This is a genomic window from Paludisphaera borealis (assembly GCF_001956985.1).
GTDB lineage: Bacteria > Planctomycetota > Planctomycetia > Isosphaerales > Isosphaeraceae > Paludisphaera > Paludisphaera borealis.
The window spans coordinates 164,431-177,226 of record NZ_CP019082.1; the positions used below are offsets into that span (position 1 = coordinate 164,431).

At 66.2% G+C, this 12,796-nt stretch carries 9 protein-coding genes; 1 reads left to right on the top strand and 8 read right to left on the bottom strand.

The features are described from left to right. Positions 1 to 139: 139 nt before the first annotated feature. Positions 140 to 1,171: a thioredoxin-disulfide reductase gene (gene trxB / locus BSF38_RS00720; protein WP_076350507.1), complete on the top strand. Its 1,032-nt coding sequence runs from the start codon at positions 140 to 142 to the stop codon at positions 1,169 to 1,171. A gap of 637 nt (positions 1,172 to 1,808) precedes the next feature. Here trxB and BSF38_RS00730 read toward each other — a convergent pair. The 8 genes from BSF38_RS00730 to BSF38_RS00765 form a co-directional block, all read right to left on the bottom strand. Next, on the bottom strand, positions 1,809 to 3,119 hold the full coding sequence (locus BSF38_RS00730; protein ID WP_076343011.1) for a sensor histidine kinase: 1,311 nt from the start codon (positions 3,117 to 3,119) through the stop codon (positions 1,809 to 1,811). A gap of 134 nt (positions 3,120 to 3,253) precedes the next feature. Further along, complete coding sequence (locus BSF38_RS00735) at positions 3,254 to 4,084, bottom strand: GGDEF domain-containing protein (RefSeq protein WP_083712590.1); 831 nt, start codon at positions 4,082 to 4,084, stop codon at positions 3,254 to 3,256. Positions 4,085 to 4,388: 304 nt separating this feature from the next. Next, on the bottom strand, positions 4,389 to 5,201 hold the full coding sequence (locus BSF38_RS00740; RefSeq protein WP_076343013.1) for an ABC transporter permease: 813 nt from the start codon (positions 5,199 to 5,201) through the stop codon (positions 4,389 to 4,391). Positions 5,202 to 5,205: 4 nt separating this feature from the next. Beyond that, a complete protein-coding gene (locus BSF38_RS00745) occupies positions 5,206 to 6,123 on the bottom strand; it encodes an ABC transporter permease (protein WP_076343014.1) in 918 nt (305 codons plus the stop codon). After that, positions 6,110 to 7,102 (bottom strand): ABC transporter ATP-binding protein, encoded by a 993-nt coding sequence (locus BSF38_RS00750; RefSeq protein ID WP_076343015.1) that lies wholly within the window; start codon positions 7,100 to 7,102, stop codon positions 6,110 to 6,112. Before BSF38_RS00750 ends, BSF38_RS00745 begins: the two co-directional genes overlap by 14 nt. 40 nt (positions 7,103 to 7,142) lie before the next feature. After that, positions 7,143 to 9,065, bottom strand: coding sequence for a DNA gyrase/topoisomerase IV subunit B (locus tag BSF38_RS00755; protein ID WP_076343016.1), 1,923 nt, complete (start codon positions 9,063 to 9,065; stop codon positions 7,143 to 7,145). Positions 9,066 to 9,146: 81 nt separating this feature from the next. Next, a complete protein-coding gene (locus BSF38_RS00760) occupies positions 9,147 to 11,675 on the bottom strand; it encodes a DNA gyrase/topoisomerase IV subunit A (protein WP_076343017.1) in 2,529 nt (842 codons plus the stop codon). A 274-nt stretch (positions 11,676 to 11,949) separates the two neighbouring features. Next, complete coding sequence (locus BSF38_RS00765) at positions 11,950 to 12,792, bottom strand: sugar phosphate isomerase/epimerase family protein (protein ID WP_076343018.1); 843 nt, start codon at positions 12,790 to 12,792, stop codon at positions 11,950 to 11,952. Between the last annotated feature and the right edge of the window lie 4 nt (positions 12,793 to 12,796).

The window sequence follows — 12,796 nt, forward strand, 5'->3', positions numbered from 1 at the left end:
CCTCGATCGGCGGCGGAGACTTGATTTCCGCCCGGCCGCCCCCCTATTTGAAATACGGACGAGTCGAATTCTCGACCGCGGGGCCGGCCGTCGCCGGGCGGCCTGGTCGCAACAACACGCCTGCTCTCTTGAGGGAATGATGTCTGAAGCTCATTCGGCCGTGATCATCATCGGATCGGGTTCCGCCGGACTGACCGCCGCGCTGTACGCGTCGCGCGCCAACCTGGCGCCCCTGGTCTTCGAGGGCAAGGAGCCGGGCGGACAGTTGACCCTGACGACCTCCGTCGACAATTTCCCGGGGTTCCCCGAGGGCGTCGAGGGTCCCGAGTTGATGGAGCTGATGCGGAAGCAGGCCCAGCGGTTCGGGGCCGTGACCAAGTGGGAGACCGTGTTCGAGGTCGACCTCTCGAAGCGGCCGTTCCAGGTCCGCACCACCGACGATCCCAGCGGCGACCCGACGAGCGGCGACGTCCGCACGTACACCGCCGACTCGGTCATCGTCGCCACCGGCGCCTCGGCCCGCTGGCTGGGCCTCGAAGGCCCCTACAAGGGCAACGGCGTCACCACCTGCGCGACCTGCGACGGGGCGCTCTACAAGGGCAAGGAGATCGCCGTGGTCGGCGGCGGCGACTCGGCCGTCGAGGAAGCCACGTTCCTGACCCGATTCTCACCCAAGGTCACGCTGATCCACCGCCGCGAAGACCTCCGCGCGTCCAAGATCATGCAGGATCGGCTCGAAAAGAACCCCAAGATCGAGTACGCGCTCAACTCGGTGGTCGAAGAGATCCTCGGCGAGAAGGACGGCAACCTGTCGGTCCTCAAAGGCGTGCGGCTCCGCTCGACCAAGGACAACTCGAAGCGCGACCTCCCGATCTCCGGCCTGTTCCTGGCCATCGGCCACGTCCCGAATTCGGCCATCTTCAAGAACCAGCTCGCCATGACGCCCGAGGGCTACCTGCTGACGCGCTCGGCGCTCGCCTGGAAGGACGTCGAGGCCCCCGCCGGCCTGCTCGACTCGCTGCCGAACTACGGGACGGCGACGAACATCGAAGGCGTATTCGCCTGCGGCGACGTCGTCGACACCCACTACCGCCAGGCCATCACCGCCGCCGGCTCCGGCTGCGCCGCCGCCATGGACTGCGAAAAGTGGCTGGAAACCCAGGGCGAGTGACGACTCGGCGAATTCAGCAGGATGCGTGCGTCGAGACTTCCGGGTTCCACGGGTCGCTCACACCCCGTGGAACCCGTGTCGATGTGGGCGGCTCATGATCTCGCCGACGCCGCCGATACATCGCTTGCACGTATTCTCCTTTTCGGTGTCAATGACTCCTGGCTTGCGGCGTCCCGGACATGCTCATATTGAAATCGACATAGCCACGGAGCAACGGCATGCGACACGCATCGTTCAAACGCATAATAGGCCATGTCATACGAATGGTTATCTGCATCGCGTTCTGGACGTTGGTCCTTTCAGTCGCGATGTCATTAGGCGATTGCGTGTTAATGCGTATAAAAGATCGCGGCGTCAAGACGTTTGACATGAATACGCCGTTCCGGGAGATGGTCTCCTACAATCAGCTCGAGGCCTTTCGCACGTCTCTGCTCTTTTGCCCATTAATGGCCTATTACGTCATCCCTAAGATACGCAAGGCGCACCGACGAAACGCTTGAGCCCAAACACTCAAACCGAAGCCAACCCGGCCTTGTTGGTGAGCGCTCGGGCGGTGCTGCGCTGCGTTGGAAGATGGGAAAGGGCTGCTCCCTCTTCAATTCCGCACCGCAGGCGAACCGTCCGTTCGCACGCGATCTCAGGCGTCCAGAGCCCGCGGTGCCGGGACGAAGGCCCGGGGGAGCTGCACGGTGAACCGCGTCCCCACACCGGGGCGGCTGGTCACGGTGATCTGGCCGCGCAGCGACGAGACCAGGTGCTTGACGATCGCCAAGCCGAGGCCGGTGCCCCCCAGCTCTCGACTTCGCGCCTTGTCGACGCGGTAGAACCGCTCGAAGATCCTTGGCAGGTCGTCGCGCGGGATGCCGATGCCGGTGTCCGACACCTCCACCACGACGGCCGTGGGCGCCAGCGAGCAGACGAGCTTCACCTCACCGTCTTCGGCCGTGTACTTGATCGCGTTGTCGATCAGGTTGTCGAAGATCTGCCGGATCGCCTCTTCGTCGGCCAGGATCAGGACGTCGCCGTCGAGCGAGCCGGCGTCGAACACGAGCGCCAGGCCGCCGGCCGCGGCGCGATCGCGGTGCGCCTCGACGCACCGCTCGATGACCGGGATGAGGCTGAGCGGGCCGTGCTCGAAGAACGCCTGGCTCGATTCCAGGCGGGCGAGGCTGAGCATGTCGAGGATCAGCACGTTGAGGCGGTCGACCTGCTCGTCGATCCGCTCCAGGAACCGTCGGTTGACGGCGTCGTCGTTGAGGGCCCAGTCGAGCAGGGTTTCGGCGTACGCCTTGATCGACGCCAGCGGCGTCTTCAGTTCGTGCGAGGCGTTGGCGACGAAGTCTTGCCGCATCCGTTCGAGCCGGCGGAGGTCGGTGACGTCGTGGAAGACAAGCACCGCGCCCGAGGGGGGATGGCCCGGCAGCGGCGTGCCGCGAACGGCGAGCACGCGCGCCGGCCCGCGCAACGGGGCGTCGCGCCCCGGCAGCGACAGTTCTCCTTGATAGGCGTTGGGATGAGCCAGCCGGAGCGTCGCCTCGACGGCGTTCTGCACCTGGGGGCTGCGGATCAGCTCGGGCGCCAGGCGGCCCACCGACGTCGCGTCGAGGCCGAACAGCGCGTCGGCGCTGGCGTTGGCGAACAGCAGCCGACGCCGGGCGTCGACGGCGACGACGGCCTCGGCCATCGCTCCCAGCACGACCCGAAGCTGTTGGCGGTCTTCCTCGAACCGCGTGAGCCGCTCGTGAACCTCCAGCGACGAGGCGTTGAAGACCCGGACCAGCTTCCCCAGCGAACCCCCGGGGCGGGCGAGCAACTGCCGGCTCCGCCGCCCCTCGGCCAGCATCTCAAGGCCCCGGGCGATCTCTCCGAGCGTGCGCGCCCGCCGCCAGCCGATCGCGACGACCGCGACCGCCATGGCCGAAATCAGGACCCCCGCCACGTAGAACATCCCCTGACCTCGACACGGGAACACCTGCTCACGCCGACACGGCTTCTCAGTATCGAGTGCGGGTCGGCGAGGGTCAACAGGACGTTCGCGCGGCGAGCGCCGCATTCCGACGAGCGCGTCGAAGCCGCGTCGGCTCAGAGGTCGCCAAGGCGTGAGTCGGGGGGGGCGTCGGCCCGGCGGTCGGCCGGCGATTCCGGAGTGCAGGGCTGCATGAACACGGCGCAGACGACGTCTTCCGCGTGGGTGACCCGGTTGCGGCCGTGGCGTTTCGAGTGGTACATGGCGAGGTCGGCGGCCTCGACGAGGTTCGCCGCGGTCGCGGCCTCTTCGCTCTCGCAGTGACGGAGCGTGGCCACGCCAAAGCTCGCGGTGATCGGCCGGAGGTTCCATTGCCGCTCCTCCAGCGACCGCCGCACGCGGTCGGCCATCGCAATCGCTCCGCTGCGTCCGGTGCCCGGCAGCAGGACGGCGAACTCCTCGCCCCCGTACCGCGCCACCACGTCGTGGTTGCGGGCGCAGTTGAGCACGATCGACGCCACCTCGCGAAGCACCGCGTCGCCCGCCGGATGCCCGTAGCCGTCGTTGAACGCCTTGAAGTGGTCGACGTCGAAGAGCACGATCGACAACGAGAGCTGATGACGCAGCGCGAACGAATACGAGATGTCGAGCGAATCGACCAGGAACCGCCGGTTCCAGAGGCCCGTCAAGTCGTCCATCGACGCGATCCGCTTGAGCTGATGGAGGTCCTCCTCCATCCCGCTCCGGCTGGCTCGCAGCTCGTCGATGGTCGCGTAGGCTTCCTCAAGCTTCGAGCGCAACTGGTGGATCTCGTCCAGCACGGCCGGCGGCGACGCGGAGCCGAGCCGCGCCGAGACCTCCGCAAGGTCGTGCGCCGGCGTCCCCAAAAGAGATGCGTCGCCGTTCACGCCAGGCCCAAGATTTCGCTTCGTTTCCAACGAGACCATGGTTGTTTTCCGACCTCGCCCCAGGTTTCGCTTCGGCGTCGCCCACGGTCCCACCACGTGGACCGCCGCTCCGTGGACGTACCGCGACGCCGTTCGCGACTCAACACGCGCCGGCCTCCGCTCGCCTCGGCCGCGCTCCCTGCTCGGGAGCCGCGTCCGGGTTGAACGATTATGCCGGGGCGTCGTTATGAGAAGCGTAGGCTACATCGAGCGTCGAGCGGCGGATGACTCCCGATCGCGACCTTGATTCGACTTTGTCGATTGCACGCAACAGTCGAGGCGTTCCCGCACGCTTCGATTCAACTCAACTGCTGGCGCTGCGGTAGGAGCGGAGGGCGACGAGGAAGAACCGGCGGCTGACCCAGAGCAGGACGACCGCCGCGACGACGGTCAGGCCGACCATGGCGGGTTCGAGGGCGCGGACCATGACGTTGGCCGGCACGTTGGAGACAAGTAGGATCGGGATGAAGAACGTGAAGAACTGCCCCAGGGGCTCGGCCCAGCGCCCGGAGAAGATCTCGCGGGGGTAGCGGGCGAGGCTGGAGAACAGCCACCACATCTCCATCAGGCTCTGGTTGCGGACCATCCAGACCGAGACCGACGTCAGCAGCAGCATGAAGCTGTAGGCGATCGCCACGCCGCAAGTGAACGTCAGGAAGAAGGCGCCGACCCGGACGGGGTCGAACACCCATCCCGCCTGGACCAGGGCCGTCGCCATGAGGATCGCCCCCATCAGCAGGTTAGGCGCGGAGCCCCAGTCGATCCGTCGGCACGAGACCAGGAATTGCTCGTCGATCGGCTTCAAGAGCAGGAAGTCGAGGTCGCCGGTGCGAACCAGCTCGGCGAACTCGTTGCAGTTTTCGAGGAACAGCGTCTCGATCAGCCCGTTGAGGGCGAAGAAGCAGCCGACGAAGAAGAAGTACTGGGGCTCGGACCAGTCGGCGATGTGACTGGTGCGGGCGAACACGGTCTTATAGAAGGCGATGAGAATCCCCAGCCAGAGCAGCTCGACCGAGACCTTGACCAGGAAGTTGCCGCGAAACGCCAGCTCGCGGGCGAGCGTGTAACGCGCCAGATATCCGATCATGCGCACGTATTTGGAAACCACAGCGACCACGACGTCAGCCTCCGTACGCGCTGTAGCGCTTCAAACCCGCGCGGTAGAGCACCCGCGCCAGGGCCATGAACCCGACGGCCCACAACAGTTCGAGCCCTAGATGAAGGACCAATTGCCAGCCCCGGATCTTGCCGAGGAACACCACGGCCGGAAAATAGGCCATATACTGAAACGGCAGGATCTTGAGCAGGGTCGACCAGGGCTCGGGGAGCAGGTCGAGCGGCAGCATGTGCCCGGAGATGAAGAAGTTGAGCGTCATCACGATGTAGAGCAGCGACGTCACTTCCAGGAACCAGAAGCCGACCATGCCGACGCTGACCTCGAAGAAGAACCCGACCATGAACGAGAGCACCAGCGACACCGCGTAGGCCGCGAGCGTCAGGGCGTCGGGGAAAGCGTCGAAGTAGCCCCGGCAGAGGTAGAACAAAAGCGCGTACGGCAAGAAGGACATCGTGATATAAGCGACCTTGTGCGCGACCCGCGAGGACAGCAGGAACCCCACGAGGTCGAGCGGCTGGATCAAATAGCGCTTGAGCGTCCCTTCGCGGACCTCGCGGGCGATCCCCCCCGCCAGGCCGGGCATGCTCGAAAACATCCGGCTGATGTTGGTGAGCAACAGGTACGCGATCATCTCCCGGTAGTGGAAGCCCCCCAGCTCGACCTGGCCCGAACTCTCGTAGATCGCCTTCCAGAGCAGGATCGTCGTGACGATCGGCAGGAACCGGAGGATGGTCCCGAACAGGAAGTCGCCGCGGTAGGTCATCCGCTCGATCAGCGAGACGCGGAAGATCTTGGCGTACTTGGCGATGGTCCCCAGCACACCGCGACGGCCGGAGGCGCGAGGAGGCCCGGCGTCGAGTTCGGCGTCGGCGGGGTTCCGCAACGGCGGCGCGGTGGTCGTGGTCGCTTCAGGCGGCGTCATGGGCGAGCCGAGCCTCCTCGAACACCTTGGCGATGACTTCTTCGAGCGGCGGGTCTTCGACGCTGACGTCGGCGATGGCGTGCCGATTGAGCATCGCGCCCAGCACCTCGGCCACGCGCGCCCGCTCGATCTTGACGTCGGCGAACGGCCCCTCGCAGCGGACGACCTCGCCGTACCGCCCCAGGTCGTCGGGGGCGTCCTCCTCGAACTGGAGCCGGACCAGCTTGGACTCGCTGAACCGCTCGACGATCTTGGCCAGCGGGCCGTCGTAGACGATGCTTCCCTGCGTGATCACGATCACCCGGTCGCAGAGCGCCTCAACGTCGCGCATGTAGTGGCTGGTCAGGAGCATGGTCACGCCGCGCTTCTCGTGGTAGTCGCGCAGGCACTTCTGGATCGCCGCCTGGGCGACGACGTCGAGGCCGATGGTCGGCTCGTCGAGCAGCAGCAGCTTGGGGCCGTGCAATAGCGCGGCGATCAGCTCCATCTTCATCCGCTCGCCCAGCGACAGCTCGCGGACGGCCTGGCGGGTCAGCTTCTCGACGCCGAGCAGGTCGATCAGCTCGGCGAGCGTCTTGTCGAACTCGGCCTGGGGGATCGAGTAGATCTCGCGGTGGAGCTGGAAGCTGTCGCCGGCGGGGAGGTCCCACCAGAGCTGGTTCTTCTGGCCCATGACGAGCGCGAACTGGCGGCGGAACGCGTCGGCCCGCTGCCAGGGGACGTAGCCGAGCACGCTCGCCTCGCCCGAGGTCGGATAGACCAGGCCCGAGAGCATCTTCAGCGTGGTCGTCTTGCCCGCGCCGTTGGGGCCGAGGAACGCGACCATCTCGCCCGGCTCGATCTTGAAATCGATCCGATCGACGGCCTTGACCTCCTTGTATTCGCGGCGGTACAGGCCGCGAAGGGCGCCGGCGAGCCCTTCCTTCTTCTGGAAGACGCGGTAGGTCTTCGTCAGGCCGGCGACCTCGATGATCGGCATGGGACGCGACGTCCTCCTCGGTTCAGCGGCTCGCATCGACTCAAATGTCGATGTCTTTGGCCGTGTAGGCTTCTTCCATGATGAATTTGAAACGCGCCTCGGGCTCTTTGCCCATCAGGTCGCAGACGGTCCGCTCGGTGTAAGAGCGATCCTCCTCGGGGACCACGACGCGGAGCAGGCGACGGCTCGTCGGGTCGAGCGTGGTTTCGAACAGCAGCTTCGCGGGCATCTCGCCGAGGCCCTTGAAGCGGGTGATGTTCGGCTTGGCGTTCGACGGCAGCTTGCCGAGAATCCGATCGCGGTGCGCGTCGTCCGACGCCCAGAACGTCTCCTTGCCCCAGGAGATCTTGAACAGCGGCGGGCACGCCAGGTAGATCCGGCCCTCGGCGAACAGGCTGGGGACGTGGCGGTAGAAGAAGGTCAGCAGCAAGGTCGCGATATGGTGGCCGTCGCTGTCGGCGTCGGTCAGCAGCACGATCTTGCCGTAGCGGAGCCGGGCGGGGTCGTACTGGTCGTCCATCCCGCAGCCCATGGCGCTGATCAGGTCGGTCAGCTCCTTGTTGTCGAGCACCTTGGCCTTCCCGGCCTGCTCGGCGTTGAGCACCTTGCCGCGCAACGGCAGGATCGCCTGGATGTCGCGGTCGCGGCCCTGCTTGGCCGACCCGCCGGCGCTGTCGCCCTCGACGATGAACAGTTCCGACTCCTCGGGGTCGGTGCTGTCGCAGTCGGCCAGCTTGCCCGGCAGGTTGAGCCGGCCGCTGATCGCCGTCTTGCGGCGGACCTGCGACGCCGCCGCCCGGCTGGCCTCGCGCGCCTTGGCCGCCTGGATCACCCGCGCGGCGATCGCGTCGCCGACGCTCTTGTTCTTGAGCAAGAAGTTTTCGAGGCTCGGCCGGACCATCGATTCGACCTGCGCCCGCGCCTCGGGGTTGTTCAGGCGCCCTTTCGTCTGCCCCTGGAACTGGGGCTCGTGGAGGCAGACCGCCAGGACCGCCGTGAGCCCCTCGCGGACGTCCTCGCGCTTGATCTCGGTCCCCTTCTTGACCAGGTCGTGGGTCTCCATGAATCGCTGAACGGCGGTCCCCACGGCGCTCAGCATGCCCATCTCGTGGGTGCCGCCGTCGCGGGTCGGGATCGTGTTGACGAACGACCGGACGTCCTCGTCGGTCGCCTCGGTCCAGCTCAACGCGAGGTAGCAGCGGAGGTCGTCATCCTCACGCTCCAGGACGAACGGCAAGGGGGCGACCCGGACGTCCTCGCGCTGGCGGTTGACCGCTTCGAGGAAGTCGGCCACCCCGCCGTCGTGGCGGAACTCGACGCTCGTCTTGTTCTTCTGATCGACGAACTGAATGACCAGCCCCTTGTTGAGGTAGGTCTTCACTTCGAGCCGCTCGGCGATCATCGCGACGTCGTAGTCGAGCGTCTGGAAGATCTCCGGGTCGGGCGTGTAGGTGATGGTCGTGCCAGTCCCGCGCGACGGCTCGCCTTCCTCGACGGGTCCTTGCGGCTTGCCGCGCTTGTAGTGCTGGACGTACGTCTTGCCATCGCGGCGGACCTCGGCGGTCAGGCTCTTGCTGAGCGCGTTCACCACGCTGGCGCCGACGCCGTGCAAACCGCCGGCCACCTTGTAGGCGTCGTTGTCGAACTTGCCGCCGGCGTGCAGGGTGGTGAAGATCACCTCAAGGGCGCTCTTGCCGGTCTGCGGGTGCTTGTCGACGGGGATGCCGCGGCCGTTGTCAGCGACCGACATCGTCTTGCCGTCGGCGTGTAGGGTGACGACGATCCGGCTGGCGTGGCCGTTCATCACCTCGTCGACGGCGTTGTCGACGATTTCCCAGATCAGGTGGTGCAGGCCCGTCTTGTCGACGCCGCCAATGTACATGCCCGGCCGACGACGCACCGCCTCGAGTCCCTCGAGCACGGTGATCGATTTGGCGTTGTAGGTCGTGGATCCATTGGACATCGCGGTCGGGTCCCTCTCTATCTCTAGACAGACGGGCGGCGGTCTGTCGTCCGGCTCATTCTTCGCGGGCGCGGGGATTCGTCAATCCTGCGAGCCCGACGGGTCTTCGGATTTGCCGCGTCCCTCGGCGCCCTCGCCCACCTGATCGACGGGCGGGATCGGCTCGGCCTCTTCGGGCAGGACGCATTCCAGCGACCCGCGCTGGAGGATCGCATAACCGCGACCGCCGCGACCGGTCACCGGGTACTTGGTGGCCCGGACGATCTGCGTGGCGCCGCGATTGGTTCGCACCGCGAGCCCCTCGCGCTTCTTGTTCGCCAGGACGAAGCCGATGACGCGGTCTTTCGAGTCGAGCTTGATGGCCGCCACGCCCCGCGCCGGGCCGGCGACGACGTTGGCCTCGGTGATCGGGAAGATCAGCACCCGCGCCGCCTTGGTGGCCAGGCAGACGTTCTCGGAGCCGTCGGTGGCCTCGACGCGAACCACCAGATCGTCCTCGAACGACGGGTCGAGCCGGGCGACCAGCCTTCCCTTCCGCGTCGAGATCGCCGCCAGCGAGCCCAGGGCGAACCGGAGCACCTTGCCGCCGGCCGTCAGCACCACCACGTACGGCGGAGGCGGCAGCGCCGGGCCGTTGGCGAGGGCGTCGCCGTTGACCGCCGCGTGGCCGTTGCGATCGGCGGGCGCGTCGTCGCCGTCGGCGTCGAGCGTCCGCTGCACCAGGCGGGCGGGCGTCTGAACGTGCTTGGTGTAATCGGGCAAGCATCGGGGGTCGTGGCAGACCACGCCGACGATGTGCTCCTGGTCCTCGAATGCGAACTGCTTCTGGATCGGGTCGCCGTGGCCGGTCGTCAGCGGGATGTCGTTGACCCGGAGGGTGTACGCGACCCCGCGATCGGTGAAGAACGTGATCGTCTGGCGCGCCCGGGCGCGGTAAATCCAGCCCACCTGATCGTCGTCGCGGACCCGGATGCTGGCGACGTCGGTGAACGACCGCTGCCGCTTCGTCCAGCCTTCCCGCGTGACGATGACCCAGGAATCCTCGTCGACGATGTAGTCTTCCTCGCGGAACTCCATCGGGGCCGACGGCGCCTCGATCCGGGTCCGCCGGGGGTCGCCGTACGTCTTCGAGATCTGCTTCAGCTCGTCGCGGATGATCGCCCACCGCGCGGGTTCATCGTCGAGCAGCTTCTGCAACTCGGCGGCCCGCGTCCGCTTCGCGGCCAGCTCAGCGAGGATGTCGTTGATCTCGAGTTTGCCCAGGCGGTAGAGCTTGGTTTCGAGGACCGCGTCGGCCTGGATCGGGCTGAGATCGAACCGGGCGATCAACTTGGGGGCCGCGTCGGCCTTGCCGTCGCTGTCGCGGATGATCCGGATCGCCTCGTCGAGGTTGTTGAAGACGATCGCGAAGCCTTCGAGGATGTGGATCCTGTCGAGCAGGTTCCGCAGCTCGTATTGCAGCCGCCGCGTGACGACTTCCATCCGGAAATCGAGGAAGTGCTGAAGGATCGACTTCAGGTCGAGCCGGGCGGGAACCGCCACCTCGGTCCCTTCGGCCGGCAGCAGGCAGGTCAGATTAACGCCGTAATTGACCTGAAGCGGCGTGTTCTTGAATAAATAGGCCAGCGCCGCCTCAGCGTTCGAGCCCGGCTTCAGGTCGAGCACGATCCGGACGTCGTCGGTGCTCAGGTCCTTGACGTTGATCAACTGGGGGACCGTCCCCTTGCCGATCAGCTCGCCGATCCGGCCCACGAGCGCGTCTTTCTCGATCCCGTAGGGAATCGACGAGACCACGATCGAATTCGGCCGGTCCGGGTGCGGCTCGTAGGTCCCCCGAAGCTTGATGCTCCCCTGGCCCGTCGCGTAAATCTTGTGCAGCTCGGCGGCGGTGTTGAGGATCACGCCGCCCGTCGGAAAGTCCGGTCCGATAACGTGTTTCGTCAGTTTTTCGAGCGGCGCCTCGCGGTTGTCCAGCAAGACGAGCAGGGCATTGCAAACCTCTTTGAGGTTGTGTGGCGGGATGTTCGTCGCCATGCCGACGGCGATTCCCGACGCCCCGTTGACCAACAGGTTCGGAAACTGCGCGGGCAAGACCTCGGGCTCGAACGCCTGGGCCGAATAGTTCGGCCGAAGCGTGACCGTCTGCTCGCGAAGCTCGCTGAGGAGCGTCTCCGAGATCGGCGTCAGGCGGCACTCGGTGTACCGGAAGGCGGCCGGCGGGTCGCCGTCGATCGAGCCGAAGTTGCCGTAGCCCTCGATCAACGGCTGTCGGAGCGAGAACGGCTGCGCCATCCGCACGAGGGCGTCGTAAATCGACTGGTCGCCGTGCGGGTGATACGTCTTCATCACCTCGCCGACCACCGCCGCGCACTTCATGAAGCGGCCGTCGGAGGAGATGTGCAGATCCGCCCACATGGCGTACAAGATCCGTCGCTGCACCGGCTTAAGGCCGTCGCGCACGTCGGGCAAGGCCCGCGAGGTGATCACGCTGAGCGCGTAATTGAGGTAACGCGAACGAGTCGCCTCGGCCAGCGGCACGTCCTCGGTCAGCGAGCTTCGACGCGCCCGTGTTTCCCGATCCTGATTCCCGCGGCGGTTCCGTTTCGCCATCGCTGGGTTCTCGACTCCGTTCTAAAGGCCGACAATCTCGCGACAATCCCTACAGATCAAACCAAGTCTCGCGTTCGCCACAATACCAATACTGTCGGCTCTACCGCAACCGACACTGTACAAAATTCCATTTCATGCGAAATGAACTTTCGGCGCGCGCAGCCGCGGGATCGCCACCAGGCCTTGGGAACGGTGGGCGATGCCCACCCTACGTAAAACCTTTGACGGCAATACTGTAGGGTGGTCATCGCCCACCGTTCGACGGCCTTCGGCTTTAGCGTGCTTCGCCGGCCTGGGCGGCTTCGAGTTCGCGGCGGAGGCAGGCGATGCTCTGGCGGGCGGTTTCCTCGGCACCGGGCGAGAAGTCGAAGACTTCGACGGAAACCCAGCGGTCGTAACCGGATTGGACGAGGGCCTTGAGGATCGGTCCGAAGTCGACCGCGCCCATCCCGGGGCCCTGGAGGTTGACGTCCTGGGCGTGGAAGTGGCCGGCGTCGCGGGAGAACCGGCGGATCAGCTCGGGGACGGTCGTGTCGGTCTCGCCGCTCTGGGCCTTCACGTCCATGTGCAGCTTGAAATGCGGGTCGCCGACCTTCTCGATCACCGCCTGGGCCTGGGCGCAGGTGTTGAGGAAGTTGGTCTCGCTCGGCGCGAGCGGTTCCAGGCAGAGGTCGACCCCGATCGATCCGATCGCCGGCATGATCCGCGAGAAGACTTCTAAAGCATAACCTTCGGCTTGCTCGTAGCTTACGCCGGGGAGCAGGTCGCGCTGCTTGGGCGAGCCCAGGACCATGAGCGAGCCGCCGAGATCGCGCGTGGCCTCGGCCAGGGCGATCAGGTAGTCGCCGGTCCGGCGTCGGGTCTCGGCGTCGGGCGAGGTCAGGTAGAAGCCCTCGGTCTTGGCGAGCAGCCAGTGAAGGCCGATCGTCGCCAGCCCGGAATCCTCGACGATCGTCCGGATCTCGCGACGCCGCGAGGCGTTCAGGTCGGTGACCCGCGACGCCAACGTGAACGGGGCGATCTCCAGGCCGTCGTAGCCGAGTCCGCGCACGGTCTTGCAGACGTCTTCGAGCGCCCAGCCTTCAAACAGCTCGTTGCAGATACCGAGGCGGATCACGGTT